7 protein-coding genes and 1 pseudogene are annotated in these 19,951 nt (G+C 65.7%); 3 read left to right on the top strand and 5 right to left on the bottom strand.

Annotation, left to right across the window (positions count from 1 at the left end; all coding sequences use genetic code 11):
• Positions 1 to 13: 13 nt before the first annotated feature.
• Both BLX41_RS25540 and BLX41_RS25535 read right to left on the bottom strand, forming a co-directional pair.
• Entirely contained in the window at positions 14 to 1,051 is a 1,038-nt protein-coding gene (locus tag BLX41_RS25540; RefSeq protein ID WP_123727116.1) for a hypothetical protein, read from the bottom strand.
• A 227-nt stretch (positions 1,052 to 1,278) separates the two neighbouring features.
• Complete coding sequence (locus BLX41_RS25535) at positions 1,279 to 14,307, bottom strand: non-ribosomal peptide synthetase (RefSeq protein WP_123727115.1); 13,029 nt, start codon at positions 14,305 to 14,307, stop codon at positions 1,279 to 1,281.
• Between the two features lie 374 nt (positions 14,308 to 14,681).
• Here BLX41_RS25535 and BLX41_RS25530 point away from each other — a divergent pair, with 374 nt between their 5' ends.
• Positions 14,682 to 15,230 (top strand): RNA polymerase factor sigma-70, encoded by a 549-nt coding sequence (locus BLX41_RS25530; protein ID WP_011062465.1) that lies wholly within the window; start codon positions 14,682 to 14,684, stop codon positions 15,228 to 15,230.
• A 40-nt stretch (positions 15,231 to 15,270) separates the two neighbouring features.
• On the opposite strand, the gene BLX41_RS25525 is transcribed toward BLX41_RS25530, so the two are convergent.
• From BLX41_RS25525 to BLX41_RS25515, 3 genes are all read right to left on the bottom strand, one after another.
• Positions 15,271 to 15,630 (bottom strand): pyoverdine biosynthesis protein, encoded by a 360-nt coding sequence (locus BLX41_RS25525; RefSeq protein WP_123727114.1) that lies wholly within the window; start codon positions 15,628 to 15,630, stop codon positions 15,271 to 15,273.
• A 96-nt stretch (positions 15,631 to 15,726) separates the two neighbouring features.
• The gene (locus BLX41_RS25520) at positions 15,727 to 16,521 is read right to left on the bottom strand and encodes a substrate-binding periplasmic protein (protein WP_123727113.1); all 795 of its coding nucleotides are present in this window, start codon (positions 16,519 to 16,521) and stop codon (positions 15,727 to 15,729) included.
• Between the two features lie 96 nt (positions 16,522 to 16,617).
• Complete coding sequence (locus BLX41_RS25515) at positions 16,618 to 17,241, bottom strand: TetR/AcrR family transcriptional regulator (protein ID WP_102880406.1); 624 nt, start codon at positions 17,239 to 17,241, stop codon at positions 16,618 to 16,620.
• A gap of 178 nt (positions 17,242 to 17,419) precedes the next feature.
• On the opposite strand from BLX41_RS25515, the gene BLX41_RS25510 reads away from it, so the two are divergent.
• Together BLX41_RS25510 and BLX41_RS25505 are read left to right on the top strand one after the other, a co-directional pair.
• Positions 17,420 to 19,210, top strand: a complete 1,791-nt coding sequence (locus BLX41_RS25510; RefSeq protein ID WP_123727112.1) for an acyclic terpene utilization AtuA family protein — start codon at positions 17,420 to 17,422, stop codon at positions 19,208 to 19,210.
• 10 nt (positions 19,211 to 19,220) lie between these two features.
• Positions 19,221 to 19,951: pseudogene (locus BLX41_RS25505) on the top strand (SDR family oxidoreductase); the annotation flags it as partial.

Below are 19,951 nucleotides of genomic sequence, written 5' to 3'. Positions count from 1 at the left end.
GGCGGCCAGCGCTTTACCCATGGCGACCAATGACCGCGTCTACTTCGTCTGCCAACCCTTGCCCGCCCAGGCACTGACGCACCTCGTCGCACCACTGCGACTCCGGCTCATTGCCGGCCCAGGCCGGGGTAGCGCTGCGGTACTGCGGCCGGTCATCGAACGCCTGGATCAGCACCCGGTTGAGGTTCTCGGTGCTCAGGGCCGGGTTGCGCGGCACCGCGTCGCCGCGCTTGCGCAGTGAATCCATGACCCGTTGCTGATGCTCCAGGCTCGGTGCGAAGCCGCGCTCGCGGGTGGCGCTGAGGACGATGAATGATGGCGCAAGGTTTTCCGCGATGGCCGCCTGCAAACGGTAATGGCCGTCGATCACCACGTAGGACGCCAACCCGCCGACGTACCACAACAGGATCGGCGGCAGGCTGCCTTCGCGGGCCTTCTTGCGCCACCACTTCAGGCGCCCGGCCTCGGGGTCGACACGGTGCAGGCCGATGAGCTTGCCGCCGCCATGCCACCAGTCGATCCACTCCAGGGGTTGGGGTTGCAGGTTGTCGAGAAAATCCTCGCCGTACAGGTGCCAGTTGGGCACATGGGTCAAAGGGTCGATCACCGAGGTGAAGCGCCAGTGGTCCAGGCCGCTCGCGGTGCTGGAGGGCTCCGGCAGCAGGCCCTGGGCCAGCCAGAAACCGGGGGTGAGGAAGTGCCGGGCGCTTTCACTGAGACGGCTGACGAAATAGCGGCTCCAGGCCTTGATCCGCAGCTCGGGCGCCAGGGCGGCGTGCTGCTCCACGGTGGGTGAGTCGATGGGTGCCAGCAGCCGGCATGCGGCGCCGTCCGCCAGCGGGTTGCGCACCAGCCAGACGCCGCCGTGGTCCCGGGCCAGGGTGGCCCAGAACAACGGCATGTCGTGGTGCATCAGCTTGATCCGGGCATTGGCGCCGGTGCGCAGGTACAACGGCGGTCTGTCCGTGGAGCCCGGTTCGACCTCGACACCGAGGCCACTCCAGTTGCCCAGGGAATCTTCGATGTCGCGCCAGTAAAGCTGTTCTGCCATGGTTGCGGTCCTTGAATGAAAACGCCCGGCGCAGGTGCTTGGACCTGGGCCGGGCGCGATCATAGCAGAGGACCTGCGGGCCTCTTCGCCCGTAGGAGCTGGCTTGCCAGCAAAGGCGTCGGCCAGGACGATGCAAGGCTTGCGGGCCTCTTCGCCGGCAAGCCGGCTCCTACGCCAGATGTCGGTCCTCCTGCTGCGCGAACAACGCCCCACCGCTCATCCGTCGATCACAGCCCCTCCAGCTCGGCCATCAGATCACTCAGCCGGTCGACCTTCTCCTCGCTGATCTCACTCCCGGCCAAACCGTCGATGTACGCGGCCAGCTCCTGCACCGTGCTGCATTCGAACATGGCCCGCAGCGGCACGTTGCGTTGCAGGGTCTTCTGTACCCGTGAAGCGATCTGGGTCGCCAGCAGGGAATGCCCGCCCAACTCGAAGAAGTTGTCGCGCACGCCCACCCGTTCGACCTTGAGCACCTCGGCCCAGATGTCCGCCAGGGTTTGCTCCAGTTCATTGCCCGGCGCTTGATAGTCCTGGCTCTGCAACTGACCGATCTCCAGGGCCGGAAGGGCCTTGCGATCGAGCTTGCCGTTGGCGTTGAGGGGCAGGCGTTCCAGCCATAGCCAGTGCAGCGGCACCATGTATTCCGGCAGTTCGGCGCGCAGCCGCGGCTTGATCCGCTCCAGGCATTCGCTCGGGCTCAGGTTCGTGTCACTGGCCACCAGGTACCCAACCAGGTGCTTGCCGTTGACGCCCTCCTGCACGCCCACGGCGGCATCGCGCAGTTCCGGCTGTTCATGCAGGCGCGCTTCGATCTCCCCCAGCTCGATGCGATAGCCACGGATCTTCACCTGATGGTCGATCCGGCCAACGTATTCCAATACGCCGTCGCTGCGCCGGCGCGCCAGGTCGCCGGTGCGGTACAGGCGTTCGCCCGCAGCACCGAACGGATGGGGCACGAAGGCCAGCGCTGTACGCAACGGGTCGCTGACGTAACCGCGGCCAACACCGGTACCGGCCACGCACAACTCGCCGACCGCGCCCAGGGGCACCAGCTCCAGGGCTTCGTCCATCAGGTACAGGCGGTTGTTGTCGGTGGGCGTGCCGATGGGCAGGTAGGCGCCACGGGTCGAGGCCATATCGACACGGAAGAAGGCCACGTCATCGGAGCACTCCGCCGGGCCGTAGGCGTTGACCAGACCGATCTGTGGATAACGCAGCAGCCACTGGTGCGCCAGCTCGGGCGGCATGGCCTCGCCGGTGGGCAACATCCAGCGCAGGCCATCCAGGGCGATGGCGTCCTGGGCGAGCATGCCCTGGATCAGCGACGGCACGCTCTCCAGCACCGTGATGCCCTGCTCCTGGACGTGAGCCAACAGGCCCTGGGGATCGTGGGCGATGGTGTTGGGCACGATGTCCACCCGAGCGCCGAACAGCGGTGCGGCAAGGAACTGCCAGACCGAAATGTCGAAGCTCTGGGACGCGGTCTGGGCGATCACGTCGGCCTCACTCAGTTGCAGGTACGGCACCTTGCTCAACTGGTTGTTGAGCATGCCGCGCTGCTCCACCATCACGCCCTTGGGCAGGCCGGTGGAACCGGAGGTGTAGATCACGTAGGCCAGGTTGTCCGGCGCGCTGTAGCGGCCCGGGTTGTGCTCGGCATGCCCGGCGGCTTGCAGCTCTTCCCAGACCAGCAGCCGCGGACGCCCGGCACAGCCGAACTCGTCCAGCAGGGCCTGGGCCTGTTCACGGCAGGCCGCGCTGCACACCAGGATCGGCGTGCGGCTGAGCTCGATGATACGGCCCAGGCGCTGGCCCGGCAGGCCCGGGTCCAGGGGCAGGTAGCCGGCCCCGGCCTTGAAGCTGCCGATGATCATGCCCAAGAGTTCCAGGCCGCGCTCGGCCAGCAGGGCCACCGGCTGATCAAAGCCCACGCCGTTGGCGATCAAGGCATGACCCAAGCGGTTGCTGTAGCGGTTCAACTCGGCGTAGCTGTAGCGCCGGTCCAGGCAACTGGCGGCGATGCGTTGCGGATGGGCCGCCACCTGGGCTTCAAACAGCTCCACGTAGCTGCGCTCCAGCGGGTACTCATGCTGGCTCTGGTTGCAGCCGGCCAGCAGGAAGTCCTGCTCCTCTTCACCCAGCAGCGCCAGTTCGGCCATGTCGCCATGGAAGCCCTGCATCAGGGCCAGCAGCAGGCGCTTGAACTCGCCGAGCATGCGCTCGATGGTCGCCTGCTCGAAGTAGCGCTGGTCGTAGGACAGGTGCAGGCCCAGGTCATCCCCCGGGTAGCACACGGCAGTGATCGGGAAGTTGGTGTGGGTGCGGCCGGAATCCGAACTGGCGTTCAGGCTCTGGGCACGGTCCAGCACCGAGACTTCCACCGGCGCGTTCTCGAACACGAACAGGCTGTCGAACAGCGGCTGGCCCTTGGGCAGTTCGCTGGTTTCCTGGATCGCCACCAGCGGCAGGTACTCGTATTCACGCAGCTGCATGTTGCTGTCGAGCAAGGCGCTGAGCCACTGGCGCACGCTGCAGCGCTCACCGTCCTGGGGCAGCTTGACCCGCAGGGCAATACTGTTGATGAACAGGCCGACGGTGCGTTGCATCTCCGGCATTTCCACCGGGCGCCCGGCCACGGTGACCCCGAACAGTACGTCGCGATCGCCGCTCATGCGCCGCAGCACCAGAGCCCACGCCGCCTGGGCGAAGGTGTTGACGGTGAGCTGGTGCTGTTGCGCCAGTTCCCGCAGTTGCGCGCCGTCCCGGGCATCCAGGCGGGTGTAGCAGTCGCCGACAGTCATGCCGCCGCTGTCGCCGGCGTGTTCCCGCAGGAACGGCCGGTCGCTGGGGATCGGCGTGGTGCGTTCAAAACCTTCTAGGTTCTGCCGCCACCACTGCCGCGCCTCCGACAGGCTCTGGTGCTGCAGCCAGCCGATGTAGTCGCGGTAGCGCGGTGGCACCGCCAACTGCGCCTCGCGACCTTCACCGAGGGCGGTGTAGATCTCGAAGAAGTCGTTCATCAGCAAGGAGCGGCACCAGGCATCGATGAGGATGTGGTGGTTGCTCATCATGAACCAGTAACGGGCCGCACCGACGCGGATCAGCCGCAGGTGGAACGGCGCCTGGTTGAGCAGATCGAAACCGGCCTCGCGCTCCTGTTTATGCAGGGTTTGCAGCTTGGCTTCCTGCTCGGCCTCGGGTACCGCGCTCCAGTCGAGGAATTCGATCGGGGTGCGGCCCGGCTTGTGGATAACTTGCAGCATGTCTTCGCCGACGTTCCAGCAAAAAGACGCGCGCAAGGCTTCGTGGCGCGCCACCACCGTCTGCCAGGCCTGGGCGAAACGCTCCGGGTCCAGTTCGCTGTTGATGCGGTAGCGGTCCTGCATGTAGTAGAGGCCGGTGCCCGGCTCCAACAGGGTGTGCAGCAGCATGCCTTCCTGCATCGGGGTCAGCGGGTAGACATCCTCGATCTGCACAGCCGGCACCGGCAGGCCATCGAGCTGGGTCTGGGTCAGGCGCGCCAGGGGGAAGTCCGACGGCGTCAGGCCACCGGCATCGTCCTTCAGGCAATGGGCGATCAGGCTGTGCAGCTCGCCCAGGTAGGCGTCCGCCAGCTCGCCGATCAGCTCGGCGTCGAAACGTTCGCTGCTGTAGGTCCAGCGCAGCACCAGCTCGCCGCCATACACCTGGCTGTCGATGCTCAGTTCGTTGGGCAACGGTGCTTCCGGTGCGTGGGCCGGGCCGACGGATTCATCCAGCGGACGCAGCAGTGCGTCGGCGCCGAAGCTCTGGTCGAACTGCCCCAGGTAGTTGAAGGTCACCGGCGCCAGCGGCAGCGCTGCCAGGGCCTCGCGGCAGCTTTCATCCGCCAGGTAGCGCAGCACGCCGTAACCCAGGCCCTTGTGCGGCACGGCCCGCAGTTGTTCCTTGATAGCCTTGATCGAGGCGCCCTGCCCGGCCGCTTCTTCCACTTGCAACGGGGTCAGGCGCAACGGATAGGCGCTGGTGAACCAGCCCACGGTACGAGTCAGGTCGATCTCGTCGAACAGCGCCTCGCGGCCGTGGCCTTCCAGTTGCACCAGGGCCGAAGGCTGCCCGCTCCAGCGGCACAGCACCCGGGCCAGGGCGGTCAGCAGCAGGTCGTTGACCTGGGTGCGGTAGGCCGCTGGGGCCTGTTGCAGCAGCTGGCGGGTGCGCTCGGCATCCAGGGTCACGCTGTGGCTTTGGGCCTGCTGATGCTGCTGGCTGCCAGTGGCCTTGAGCCCCGGCAGTTGCGCGGCCGGGCCGGCCAGTTGCTGCTGCCACCAGCCCAGCTCTTCACGCAGGGATTCGCTGCCGGCATAGGCTTGCAGGCGGCTCGACCAGTCCCGCAGGGCGCTGGTCTTGGCCGGCAGGTTCAGGGCCTGCCCGGCCTCCAGCTGACGATAGGCGTTCTGCAGATCCTCCAGCAGCACGCGCCAGGACACGCCGTCCACCACCAGGTGGTGGATGGCCAGCAACAGGCGTTGCTCGCCTTCAGGGCCGTCCACCAGCACCGCCCGCAACAGCGGCCCGTGTTCCAGGTCGAGGCTGCGCTGGGCATCGGCGAACAGCGCCTCGCAGGTGTCCATGGACGGCACCCGCACCTGCCACAGCAAGGGTGCGTCGGACAGCGGCAGGTACTCGGCGCGCCACTGCCCGCCTGCCTGCCCGCCTGCCTGAGAGAAACGCAGGCGCAGGGCGTCGTGCTGCTCCAGCACCGCCAACAGCGCTTGCTCCAGCAACGACCCATCCAGGGTGCCCAGCGGTTCCAGCAACAAAGCCTGGTTCCAGTGCTGCGGCTGGGGAATGCGGCTGTCGAAGAACCAGTGCTGGATCGGCGTCAGCGGCGCTTCGCCACTGAGCTGGCCCTGCTCGGCGCTGACGCGCTGAGTGTGGCTGGCGACCCGCGCCAGGGTCTGCACGGTCTGGTGCTGGAACAGGTCTCGCGGGGTGAAGTGAATCCCCAACTGGCGGGCACGGCTGACCACCTGGATCGACAGGATCGAGTCGCCCCCCAGTTCGAAGAAATTGTCGTTGAGGCCCACTTGCTGCACGTTCAGCACTTCGCCCCAGACCCCGGCCAGGGTCTGTTCCAGCGCGTTGCTCGGCGCCACGTACTGCTGGCGATTGAGCTCCGGATCGGGCATCGGCAGGGCTCGGCGATCGAGCTTGCCGTTGGCGGTCAACGGCATGCTGCCGAGCAGGATCAGGTGGGTCGGCACCATGTAGTCCGGCAACTGGGTTTTCAGTTGCTGCTTGAGGGCTTCACGCAGGTTGGCCTGCTGCACCTCGTTGTGCTCGGCCACCTCGGTCACCAGGTAACCAGCCAGCTGCTTGCCGGCCGGGGTATCCAAGGCCAGCACCACCGCTTCACGCACGGCCGGATGATCCAGCAGACGAGTTTCGATCTCCCCCAGCTCGATGCGGAAGCCGCGAATCTTCACCTGATGGTCGACCCGGCCGATGTACTCCAGCTGGCCGTCGGCGCACTGGCGCACCAGGTCCCCGGTGCGGTACAGGCGCCCGCCGTCGGTGGCGAACGGATCGGCGACAAAACGCTCGGCACTCATCCCCGGACGACGGTGATAACCCTGGGCCAGACCGGCACCGCCGACATACAGCTCACCGGTCGCCCCTTGGGGCACCAGCGCCAGATCGGCATCGAGAATGTAAGCCACCCGGGCCCCGACGATGCGGCCGATGGGCACGCTGGCCACGCCGTCCGCCAATTGCTCCGGCGCCAGGCTGGCCAAAGGCATGACCACGGTTTCGGTGGGGCCGTAGGCGTTGAAGAACAGGCTCGGCTGGAAGGCCGCACGGATGCGCTGCAGGTGTTCGCCGGTCAGGGCCTCGCCGCCAGTGATGCACATGCGCACCGGCAGGGTCTGCTGCTGGGTCGCCAGATGCTGGGCCAACTGGCTGCCGTAGCTCGGGGTGAAGCCAAGGATGCTGATGCGATGCTGACGAATCAGCTGGCAGATTTCCTCGGCGTCCCACTGGCCCTGGGCCCGCAGCACCACCTGGGCGCCGCTGAGCAGCGGCACCAGCAAGCGCTCGGTGGCGGCGTCGAAGTTGATGGAATAGAAGTGCAGCTCGCAGTCGTCCAGGCGCATGCCGAAGCGGCGGATCACCGCCTGGCAGTGCATGGCGATTTCCCCGTGGGACACCACCACGCCCTTGGGCTGGCCGGTGGAACCGGAGGTGTAGATCAGGTACGCCTGATGCTGGGGCAGGCTGATGAAGGGCAATTCGCCCGCCGGGTAGTCGGCCAGCAGCGCACCGTCCTCTTCCAGGCACCAGCGGCCGACTCCGGCCGGCAGCTCGCCCAGGGCGGCGAACATCCGCGCATCGCTGAGCAGCAGGCCGATGCCGCTGTCTTCGATCATGTAGTGCAGGCGGTCCAGGGGGTATTCCGGGTCCAGAGGCACGTAGGCGCCGCCGGCCTTGAGGATCGCCAGCAGGCCGACGACCATTTCCAGGGAACGCTCCAGGGCCAGGCCGACTCGCACCTGCGGGCCCACACCGCGCTCGCGGAGCATCCAGGCCAGGCGGTTGGCGCGGCTGTCCAGTTCGCTGTAGCTCAGGGTCTGCCCGGCGAAGGTCAGGGCCGGGGCGTCCTTGCGGGCCAGGGCCTGTTCGCTGAACAGGTGGTGGATGCACTGGTCCAGACGTTGCTCGCCAGGCTCGACACTCAAGCTGTCCAGCAGCTGTTGCTGCTCCTCGGCGTGCAGCAGCGGCAACTCGCACAGACGCTGTTGCGGATCGCTGAGCAAGGCCTCCAGCAGATTGCGCCAATGGGCCGCCATGCGCGCAATGCGCGGCTCGTCGAACAGGTCGGTGCTGTAGGTCAGGCAACAGCCCAGGCGCTGATCCAGGTCGGTGACTTCCAGGTTGAGGTCGAACTTGGTGGCCCGGGCATCGTTGACCAGGTATTCCACGGTCATGCCCGCCAACTGCCGGATTTGCTGGAATTCCCAGCGCTGGACGTTGCACATCACCTGGAACAGCGGGTTGTAGGCGGTGCTGCGCGGTGGTTGCAAGGCTTCCACCAGATGGTCGAACGGCAGGTCCTGGTGGGACTGGCCCTCGATCACGGTGTGGCGCACCTGCTCCAGTAACTGGCCGACGCTCATCTGCCCGTCGAGCTGGCAACGCAGCACCTGGGTGTTGAGGAAGGCGCCGATCAGCCCTTCGCTTTCCGGGCGGATGCGGTTGGCCACCGGCGCGCCGATGCGCAGGTCGCTCTGGCCGCTGTAGCGGTACAGCAGCACCGACAGTGCGGCGGTCATGGTCATGAACAGGGTCAGGCCGTGCTCGGCATTGAAGGCGCGCACCCGGGCCGCCAACTCGTCGCTCAAGTCGAAGCGGTACAGCTCGCCCTGGTGGCTTTGCACCGCCGGCCGTGGCCGGTCGCTGGGCAGCTCCAGCAGCGGGTGTTCGCGGCCCAGTTGCCCGGTCCAGTAGTCCAGCTGGCGCTGGCGCTCGCCGGATTCCAGCCACTGGCGCTGCCACACGCTGTAGTCCAGGTACTGCACCGGCAAGGGTTCCAGGGGCGATTCGCGGTCGTCGAGGAAGGCTTCGTACAGCGCGCCCAATTCGCGGGCGAAGATGTCCATGGCCCAGCCTTCGGTAACGATGTGGTGCAGGGTCAGGACGAAGTAGTGCTCCTGCTCGCCGGCCTTGACCAGGCAGGCGCGCAGCAGCGGGCCGGTTTCCAGGTCGAAGGGCTGGTGCGCTTCGCTGTCCGCCAGTTGTTGCAGACGCTGCTGCCGCGCATCAGGGGCCAGGGCCGAGAAGTCCTTCCAGGCCATGCGCAGGCCGGTGTCGGCATGCACTTGCTGACGGGCCACGCCATTGATGCTGGGGAAGGTGGTACGCAGGGTTTCGTGGCGCAGGATCAGCGCTTGCAGCGCCGCCTCGAAGCGGCCCACGTCCAGCACCCCGGAAAGCCGCGCCATGCCGCCGACGTTGTAGGCCGGGCTGTCCGGCTCCATCTGCCAGAGGAACCACATGCGCTGCTGGGAATAGGACAGCGGCACCGGTAGGCTGCGGTCGACCCGGGCAATCGGCGGCTGCTGGTTGCGCGCGCCGGACTGCTGGATCAGCAGCACCTGTTCGGCAAAGTCTCCCAGTTCGCTGGCTTCGAACAGCGCCCGCAGCGGCAGTTCGACGTCGCAGGCCTGGCGGGTGCGGGAAATGATCTGAGTGGCCAGCAGGGAATGCCCGCCCAGGGCGAAGAAGTCGTCCTTGAGGCCGATCCGTGGCTGACCCAGCACTTCGCGCCAGATCTGGGTGATCTGCCGTTCCAGATCGGTGCTCGGTTCGACGTGCTCGCGCACCTGCCATTGCGGCTCCGGCAGGGCCCGGCGATCCAGCTTGCCGCTGGGGCTCAGGGGCATGGCGTCCAGGCGCAGCAGTTGCGCCGGCACCATGTACTCCGGCAGCTCGGCGGCCAGGGCGCTTGTCAGCCGAGCGCGTTGCTCGGTTTCATCTTCGTCGCTGGCCTGGGCGGTGTAGTAGCCGATCAACTGCGGGCCGGCGACGGTGTCCCGCACCAGCACCGCGGCCTGGGCCACGCCGTCCTGGGCCAGCAGCCGCGCTTCGATTTCCTGCGGCTCGACCCGAAAGCCCCGCAGCTTGACCTGCTGGTCGAGGCGGCCGAGGTATTCCAGCACGCCGTCGGCGCACCAGCGTACGCGGTCACCGGTGCGGTACAGGCGCGCGCCCTCCTCACTCAGGGGGTCGACCACAAAGCGCTCGGCGGTCAGCGCCGGGCGTCCCAGGTAACCCCGGGCCAGGCCCTGGCCGCTGATGCACAGCTCGCCGGGCACCCCGACGGGCATCAGGTTGAGTTCGGCATCCAGCACCCGGCACAGCACATTGCCCAGCGGGCGGCCGATGGGCGAGCGCTCGCCGTCATCGATCGAACACTGCCAATGGGTGACGTTGATCGCGGTTTCGGTGGGCCCGTAGCGGTTGTGCAGTTGCGCGTTCGGCAACAGTTGCAGCAGGCGATTGCGCAGTTCGGCGGGCAAGGCTTCACCACCGGAGAACACCCGGCGCAGGCTGTGGCATTCGGCGCTTAGCGGCTCATCGACGAACAGCTGCAACAGCGGCGGCACGAAGTGCAGAGTGGTGACGCCGTACTCCTGCACCAGCTGGGCGATGCGATGGGGATCGCGGTGCTCGCCGGGGGCGGCGATCAGCAGGCGGCAACCGGTGATCAGTGGCCAGAAGCATTCCCACACCGACACGTCGAAGCTGATGGGGGCTTTTTGCATCAGCACATCGTCGGCCTGCAACTGGTAGCTGTCCTGCATCCATTGCAGGCGCTCCATCAGCGCGCGATGGGTGTTGCCGACGCCCTTGGGCTGGCCGGTGGAACCGGAGGTGTAGATCACATAGGCCAGGTGTTCGCCGTGCAGGTGCAGGCCCGGCGCGTGGCTCGGCCAGCTGTCGAGCTTGAGGCTGTCCATGGCGATGGCGCTGACACCCGGGGCTTCGGGCATCCGGCCCAGCAGATGGGTCTGGGTCAGCAGCAGGCCCACGCCGCTGTCTTCGAGCATGTAGGCCAGGCGTTCGGCAGGGTAGTCCGGGTCCAGGGGTACGTAGGCGCCGCCGGCCTTGATGATTGCCAGAAGGCCGATCAGCAGTTGCGGCGAACGCTCGGCGGCGATGGCCACGCACACGTCCGGGCCGACGCCCTTGTCCCGCAGGTAGTGAGCCAGGCGGTTGGCCTGGGCATGGAGCTCGGCGAAGCTCAGTTGGCCGCCGTCCCAGACCAGCGCGGTGCGTTCCGGGCTCTGGCGCAGTTGTTCGTGCAGGCGCTCCGGCAGCCACTGCTCGGCCGGCGCGCAGGGGGCCACGCTCCATTGCTGCAGTTGCGCCGCTTCGGCGTTGCCGAGCAACGGCAAGTCGCCCAGGGCGCAGTCCGGTTGCAGGCAGGCATGCTCCAGCAGGCTGATGAAATGCCCGGCCAGACGCTGGATGCTGGCCGCCTCGAACAGCTCGTCGGCGTAGTCGAAGGCCAGGCTCAGGCGGCCGTTGCGGTCTTCCTCGCTGTGCAGTTGCAGGTCGAACTTGGCTTCGCGGCTGTGCCACGGCAGCTCTTCGGCCAGCAGCCCCGGCAGACGGCGCAAGGCGCTGAGGTCGCGCTGCTGGTGGTTGAACATGACCTGGAACAGGCCTTGCTCGCGGGCTTCGGGGAAGGCTTCGAGCAACTGTTCGAAGGGCAGGTCCTGATGAGCCTGGGCTTCAAGCGCGGTGCTGCGGGTCTGTTGCAGCAGCTCAGCAAAGGTCTGGCGCGAATCCAGTTGACCGCGCATTACCTGGGTGTTGATGAAAAAGCCCAGCAGGCCCTGGGTTTCCAGGCGCGGACGGTTGGCGTTGGGCACACCGATGCGGATATCGCTCTGCCCGCTGTAGCGGTGCAACAGGGTCTGGAAGGTGGCCAGCAACAGCATGAACGGCGTCACTTGCTGGGCCTGGGCAGTCTGGCGGATCGCCTCGCTGAGGGTCGCGCTCAAGCGCTGGCTGTGGCGCGCCGCGCTGTGGCGGACCTGGGCCGAGCGCGGGTGGTCGGTGGCCAGGCTGAGTACCGGAGCCTCGTCGGCCAGCTGGCGCTTCCAGTAGTCCAGCTGACGCTGGCCTTCGCCCTGGGCCAGCCATTGGCGCTGCCAGCTGCCGTAGTCGGCGTACTGCAAGCTCAGGGGAGCCAGCTCCAGGCTCTGCCCCTGGGCCGCTGCTGCGTAGAGCCGGGAGAACTCGTCAATCAGCACATTCAGCGACCAGCCGTCGGCGATGATGTGGTGCAGGGTCAGCAGCAGTTGGTGCTCTTCGTCATCCAGGCGCACCAGGGTCGCCCAGTACAGCGGGCCTTGCTCCAGGTCGAACTGGGTATGGGCTTCATCCTCGCGGATCTGCTGCGCCCGGGCTTCACGCTCGGCCACAGGCAAATCGCTGATATCGATCACTTGCAGATTGAATTCGCCGGCCGCGTCCACCTGCTGCAGGGCCTGGCCGTCACGCTCGAAGAAGCGCGTGCGCAGGGCTTCGTGGCGCTGGAGCAACTGCTGGAAGCTGGTACGCAGGGCGTCTTCGTCCAGTTCGCCACGCAGGCGCAGGCCGCCGGGAATGTTGTAGGCGCTGCTGTGCGGGTCCAGTTGCCAGGTGATCCACAGACGGTTCTGTGCCAGGGATTGGGGCAGCGGCTGCTGGCGCGACAGGGCCTGAATGCTGCCCTGGGCCACGCCGCCGTCCTGTTGCAGGCGCGCCACTGCGGCGCTGAAGGCGCCCAAGGTCGGGGCCTCGAACAACAGGCGCAGGCTCAACTCCAGGCCCAGTTCCTGACCCAGGCGGGCCATGACCTGGGTGGCCGCGATGGAGTTGCCTCCCAGGAGGAAGAAGTGATCGTCGGCGGCCACTGCCGCGCATTGCAGCTGTTCCTGCCAGATCCGCCCGATCAGGTTTTGCAGCTCATCGCCAGAACCTTCGCCGACGCGGGCGGGTTCGCTGTTGGCCTGGGGGAACAGCGCGTAGTAATCCAGGCTGCCATCGGCCAGACGGGTGCGGCAGGCGGAGCGCTGCAACTTGCCGCTGGAGGTTTTCGGCAAGGCCCCGGGGTTGAGCAGCACCACCACGCTCGGCGCTTCCTGGCAGGCTTCGGCGACCGCCTGGCGAATGGCCTTGATCAGCGCTTCGGGGGGCAGGATCTTCTGCACGCTGCGGCTGATTTCCGCAGCGATGCCGATGCCTTCCTGGCCCTGGTCGCTGACCGCGAACGCTGCCACCCGGCCCTTGCGCACCACTTCCACTTCGCGCTCGATGGTTTTTTCAATGTCCTGGGGATACAGGTTGTGCCCGCGCACGATCAGCAGGTCCTTCAGGCGCCCGGTGATGAACAGTTCGCCTTCGCGCAGGAAACCCAGGTCGCCGGTGCGCAGCCAGGTACGGCCGGCATGCTGGACGAAGGTCTTGGCGGTGGCTTCAGAATTGCGCCAGTAGCCGTGGGCAATGCTCGGTCCGGCGGCCCAGACTTCGCCGATACGGTTGTCAGGCAATTCGCCCAGTTGCTGCGGATCCATTACCAGCACGGCATGTTCCGGCTGGCTGAAGCCGCAGCTCATCATCGCGCTGCCCTGCCCCGGCTCGGCGCGGTTCTGCGCCAGGGCCTGGTCGTCCAGGTGCAGCGCCGGGATGCCCCGGCCGCGCACGCCACCGGCGACGAACAGGGTGGCTTCGGCCAGGCCGTAGGAGGCAAGGAAATTGTCATGGCTGAAACCGCAGGTGCTGAACTTCTCGGCGAAACGCTCCAGGGTGTCCAGGCGAATCGGCTCGGAGCCCGAATAGGCCACGCGCCAGCCACTGACATCGAGACGCTCCAGGGCCGATTCACTGACTCGCTCGCTGCACAGGCGGTAGGCGAAATCCGGCCCGCCGCTGATGGTGCCGCCGTATTCGCTAATCGCTTCCAGCCAGCGTACGGGCCGCGCCAGGAAGTAGGCCGGCGACATCAGCACACAGGGCACGCCGCTGAAAATCGGTTGCAGCAGGCCGCCAATCAGGCCCATGTCGTGGTACAGCGGCAGCCAACTGACGATCACGTCGTGCGGATTGAGATCGATACCGAAACCGCGACGGATCAGCAGTTCGTTGGCCACCAGGTTGCCATGGCTGACCTGCACGCCCTTGGGCAGCGCGGTGGAACCGGAGGTGTATTGCAGGAAGGCGATGTCGTCGTCCTTAAGCTCAACCGCCTGCCAGTCTTCGGCCAGCCCGGCGTCCAGGGTGTCCACGCACAGCAGTTGTGGCGCGCCCGCGGCCTGCAGCTCGTCCATTTGCGCCAGCGACTCCCGCAGCCCGGCGCTGGTCAGCAGCAGACGCGGTTCGGCGTCGGCGAGGATCGAGATCAGGCGCTCCTGGTGATGACGCCGGGTCGATTCCGGCGGATAGGCCGGCACCGCTATCACCCCGGCGTACAGGCAACCGAAGAACGCCGCGACGTAGTCCGGGCCGCTGGGAAACAGCAATACCGCGCGATCGCCGAATTCGGCGTTGGCTTGCAGAGCCGCAGCAATGGTGCGCGCACGAAGGTCCAGGTCCCGGTAACTGAGGACCACGCTCTGATCCTGCTCTTCGGCGAGAAAGCGCAACGCCACTTGATCAGGTGCCAGGACTGCCCGGCGTTGAAGGGCTTGGGCCAGGGTGCTGGGGAGTTCGAACGCGTCCGTCATGGGGTTTCCTGCCAGGATTGTGCTTGCAATGGAGAGCGGGCCCTGCTCTCCCATAACCTTAATAACTAGCTATAAATCAAATAGTTATAAGAAAGTCATGGGCATCCGGAGGGCGCCGTAGCCGGACCTGCTGCCCGGAATCTTTCTCCAATGAGAACGGATGACGTCTTGAAATAATTAGTCCGCATGCTGCCCTTCAAGGCCCTGATCCAGCTCATGAACGAGCAGCCGTTCTCAATCTGCACCGACAGAGAGCATTAGTTCTTTTTCTCAATTGACAATCATTATCATTCAGCCTAATTTGTCGCTCGATGTGTAGGACAGGTCAGATTTTTCTGACGTCCCACTTACCTCTTTGCAGCAAGGTGATTTCCATGACGGAACAAGTATCCACAAGCAGGTGCGATTCACCGTTACTCCAGGCTTTTGTCGACAACCGTCTGATCCTGGTGAAGATCGCAGCCCGTATTACCGGCTGCCGATCCCGGGCTGAAGATGTGGTCCAGGATGCCTTTTTCCGCCTGCAGTCGGCGCCGCAAATCACCTCCTCGTTCAAGGCCCAGCTCAGTTACCTGTTCCAGATCGTGCGCAACCTGGCCATCGATCACTACCGCAAGCAGGCCTTGGAGCAGAAGTATTCAGGCACTGAAGAGGAAGGCTTGAATGTGGTCATTCATGGCGCTTCACCTGAAACCTCCCACATGAATTTTTCCACCCTGGAAAACATCGCCGAAGCGCTGACCGAGCTGCCCAGCCGCACGCGCTACGCCTTCGAGATGTATCGCCTGCACGGCGTCCCGCAAAAGGACATCGCCAAGGAGCTGGGGGTCTCGCCGACCCTGGTGAACTTCATGATTCGCGATGCCCTGGTGCATTGCCGCAAAGTCTCGGGCAACCGACCCGATACCTTCGCCCGCCGCTGACCTGCGACCGGCACCCTGCATCACCTGGCTTGAGCCGTGTTCACACCTCAAGCAGGCCGCTCTGGCCAAGCACCAGCAACGCCGCACGTTTGTGCAACAGATCGAACTCCTGCTGGCAGTACCGACAACGGTTATGCCCGGCACAGGAGGGGGCGTGGGCGAATGCCGGGGGCGCTTGCGTGCCCGGCGGGTCCAGGTACAGCGCATGCACCTGCGCCGACAACCAGAATGCCAGCCGGTCCTGCCGGGCCTCCTCTACGGACTGGGCATCGATGGGCGCGGGCACCTGCCCCCGGGTACACATCCATTCGAACAGCCGCTGCCGGCCGGCAACCTCGTCGATCACCGGCACCCTGCCTGCGGACACAGCCTCGACACTCAGCGGATTCACAAGGGACATGGCAAGGCTCACCGTCAATGGGCATTCAACCAAGTGACGTGGGCCGGCAGGAGAAATTTAGGCGCGTGCCCCGCAGAACCGGGCAAACCCGGGCCCTCAGGCGTGGGGTACGGGCATCACGACGATGCGGTAGGGATCGAAGATTCTGCGCATCTGGCCGTTGTCCCGGAGTTTTTGCAGGAGCCCGGCAAAGTCTTCGGCGCTGATGGGCGCCTTGGGCCGGATCAGGGTGTAATGGTGGTAGACCTGATCGATGCGCTGGGACACCAGCAACTGACCGTTGCTCTGGGTATTGCGGGCAAGGAAGTCGCTGAGGTAGGAACGGGTCACCAGGGCGATGTCCGCCCTGTCCCGCAGCACCATTAGCAGGTTGCTGTCGTGGGAATAGGTGAGCGTGGCGTTGTAGGTATCGGCCAGGTACTTGGGGTCGGCATTGAACTGGGCGAAGGCGTAGTGATAACCGCTGAACAGCGCCAGGCGTTTGCCCTTGAGGTCAACGAAATACTCCTGGTCCCGGCCGGGCTCACGCTGAGCAACGAAAATTTCCGCATCTTCCAGGCCCATATCGACACTGGTATGGGCAATGTTCTGCCAGCCCCAAGCCGGATTCTCGAAGATCGCCAGGTCCACCCGACCTTGCTCGAAGTCTCGGAAGCGCCGGGGAATCGACGTGGGTACCAGGACGAACTGGTATTCGTCCTGGGACTGGTTGAGGACTTCCACCAACTGCGGCAGCAAACCGGTATCGGCACCGGTTTCAGGACGGACGGTATAGGGCGGGAAATGCGCCGCCGCGACCCGCACCAGCTGCGCCGAGGAGGCCGGACAGACCCAAAGTGTTGCCAGCGCCAGCAAGAGCATTCGCAAGGCTGACCGCAGCGGCAAGGACATCAAGGCAACACACCTCGGATAAGTGAAAAGGGATGCCGTAAAGCTAGGCGTTTTCAGGCGCTTCGACAATCTCGCGGCAGAGAATAAATCAGCGCCTCAATGATCCTTGAGTACCAGCAGCAAGGCTTCCTGGGCCAATTGCTCAAGGGTCATGCTGCCCTGGGCGCGGAACCAGGTGGTGGTCCAGGACAGGGCGCCGGTGAGGAAGCGTCGGGTGATGAACACATCGCCCTTGATGAATCCGGCGTCCTTGGCCTCGCCCAGCACCTGCAGCCAGATCTGTTCGTAGATGTCCCGCAATGCCAGGACCGCGGCCTGGCCTTCCGGGGACAGCGAGCGCCACTCATAGACCAGCACTGCCATGGCTTCGCCGCTGCCGCCCATGATCGATTGCAGTTCGCAGCGGATCAGCGCCAGCACTCGCTCGCGCACGCTGCCGGCCTCGGCCAGTTCGGCGCGCATCAAGGCGGTGTTGTAGTGGATGGTTTCCTGCATCACGGCGCGCAGGATGTCGTCCTTGCTCTTGAAGTGGTGGAAGATGCTGCCGGATTGAATACCCACCGCACCGGCCAGATCCCGCACCGTGGTGCGTTCGTAGCCCTTGTTGCGAAACAGGTGCGCGGCGGTCTGCAACAGCTTGCCCCGGGCGCTCTCGGGATCGGTCACTTGTCCGCTGGCGATCAGCTCGCGCACTACCTGCAAGGCTTTTTGCTCGTCCACCGGTGTTCTCCTACCGTCACTTCGTCAAAAGCTCAGCCGGAAACCGGCTGTAACGCGCGCAATTTAAGCCCCTCACTGCTACCAAGCAAGCGCTTGGGTGGAAGAATTCACTCGCCCATTTACAAACCAAGCGCTTGCTTGGTAGCCTCCTCGCAGTTCTTTTCTCGAGAGCCCTGCCATGACCAAGACCGTACGAATCGGCTGCGCCAGCGCCTTCTGGGGCGACACCAGCAGCGCCGCCGCGCAACTGGTGGAAGGTGGACGCCTGGATTACCTGGTGTTCGATTACCTGGCGGAGATCACCCTGTCGATCATGGCCGGGGCCCGCATGAAAGACCCGGACTCGGGTTACGCCACGGATTTTGTCGAGGTGCTCAAGCCGCTGCTGGCCTCGATCCATCAACAGCAGATCCGCGTGATCAGCAATGCCGGCGGGGTCAATCCCCACGCCTGCGCCAGTGCCTTGCGTACCGCCTGCGAGCAGGCCGGGGTGGCGCTGAAGATCGCCGTGCTGCTGGGGGACGACCTGCAACCGCAGTTCAAGCAACTGGCCGGCGCCGGGATCAAGGAAATGTTCAGTGACGCCCCCTTGCCAGCGATGTGCGTCTCCACCAATGCCTACCTGGGTGCCCCGGGCATCGTCGAGGCCCTGCGCCTGGGAGCGGATATCGTGATCACCGGTCGCGGGGTCGACAGCGCGGTGGTCAGTGGCGCCCTGGTTCACGAGTTCGCCTGGTCCTGGCGGGACTACGACCGCCTGGCCCAGGCGGCGCTGGCCGGGCACATCATCGAATGTGGCGCCCAGTGCAGCGGCGGCAACTTCACCGATTGGCGCGACGTGCCGGACTACGAGCACATCGGCTTCCCCATCGTCGAGGTCGACGCCGACGGCGGGTTCGTGGTCAGCAAGGCCCCGGGGACCGGTGGGCTCATCAGTCCGCTGACAGTCGGTGAGCAGTTGCTGTATGAAATCGGTAATCCACGGGCTTATCTGCTTCCCGATGTGGTGTGCGATTTCTCCCAGGTGCAGGTGCAGCAGTCGGCACCGAATGAAGTCCGGGTCCAGGGCGCCAAGGGCCTGCCCCCAAGCCATCAATACAAGGTCAGTGCCACCTACCCGGATGGTTTCCGTTGCACCGCCAGTTGCCTGATGGCCGGGATCGATGCGGTGGCCAAGGCGCGCCGGGTCAGCCAGGCGATCATCGACAAGACCCGCGAAATGTTCAGCCAGCGTGGTTGGCCGGACTACAGCGAAGTCAACATCGAACTGTTGGGCAGCGAGGCCACCTACGGCCCCCATGGCCGGCGCCAGGACAGCCGCGAAGTGGTGATCAAGCTGGCGGTGCGCCATCCGCACAAGGCGGCGCTGGTGCTGTTCTCCCGGGAGATTGCCCAGGCGGCCACCGGCATGGCTCCTGGGTTGACCGGCATCGTCGGCGGACGACCCACGGTGTATCCGGTGATCCGGCTGTTTTCTTTCCTGCTGGACAAGGACGCCTGCCACCTGGAAATCGACCTCGCCGGCCAGCGTCATCCCTGCGCCCTGCCCGAAGTCGACCGCCTGGACGCCAGCGCCCTGCCCGCCCCGCATTCACTGCCCAAGCCCCAAGGCCGTCCCGATGCCAGCGTGCCCCTGGTCAAGCTGGCGGTGGCGCGCTCGGGCGACAAGGGCAACCACAGCAACATCGGCGTGCTGGCGCGTCATCCCGACTACCTGCCGTGGATCGCCGAAGCCCTGACCCCCGAAGTGCTGGTGGACTGGATGGGGCATGTGCTGGACCCGGTCCTCGGCCGTGTACAGCGCTGGTACCTGCCGGGCATTCATGGCCTCAACTTCCTGCTGGAAAACGCCCTGGGCGGCGGCGGTGTCGCCAGCCTGCGCATCGACCCGCAAGGCAAGGCCTTCGCCCAGCAGTTGCTGGAAATCCAGATCCCGGTGCCCCAGCGCATCGCCGACGCCGTCAACTAAAGGAGCTGCCGTGGTGTACGACTCGATTTTCAAGGCACAACTGTTTGCCGGCCAGACCATCATCGTCACCGGCGGCGGCAGCGGCATCGGCCGTTGCACGGCCCATGAGCTGGCGGCCCTGGGCGCCCAGGTGCTGCTGGTGGGGCGCAAGGCGGAGAAACTGCAGAAGGTCGCAGGCGAAATTGCCGAGGACGGCGGCCTGGCCCACTGGCAAGCCTGCGACATTCGCGACGAGGAAGCGGTCAAGACCCTGGTGGCGCAGTTGATCGAGCGCTTTGGTCCGATCCATGGCCTGGTGAACAATGCCGGTGGCCAATATCCGGCGCCCCTGGCTTCGATCAACCAGAAAGGTTTCGAAACCGTGCTGCGCACCAATCTGGTGGGCGGCTTCCTGATGGCCCGGGAAGTGTTCAACCAGTCCATGAGCCGCCATGGTGGCAGCATCGTCAACATGCTCGCCGACATGTGGGGCGGCATGCCCGGCATGGGCCACTCCGGCGCGGCGCGCTCGGGGATGGACAACTTCACCAAGACCGCCGCCTACGAATGGGGCCACGCCGGGGTCCGGGTCAACGCCGTGGCCCCGGGCTGGATCGCCTCCAGTGGCATGGACACCTACGAAGGCGCATTCAAGGCAATCATTCCCACCCTGCGCGAGCACGTGCCGCTCAAACGCATCGGTACGGAATCGGAAGTCAGCGCGGCCATCGTCTTTCTGCTCAGCCCCGGTGCGGCCTTTGT

The organism is Pseudomonas protegens, from assembly GCF_003732485.1.
Lineage (GTDB): Bacteria > Pseudomonadota > Gammaproteobacteria > Pseudomonadales > Pseudomonadaceae > Aquipseudomonas > Aquipseudomonas protegens_B.
This window is presented reverse-complemented; position numbering and strand designations above follow the sequence as displayed.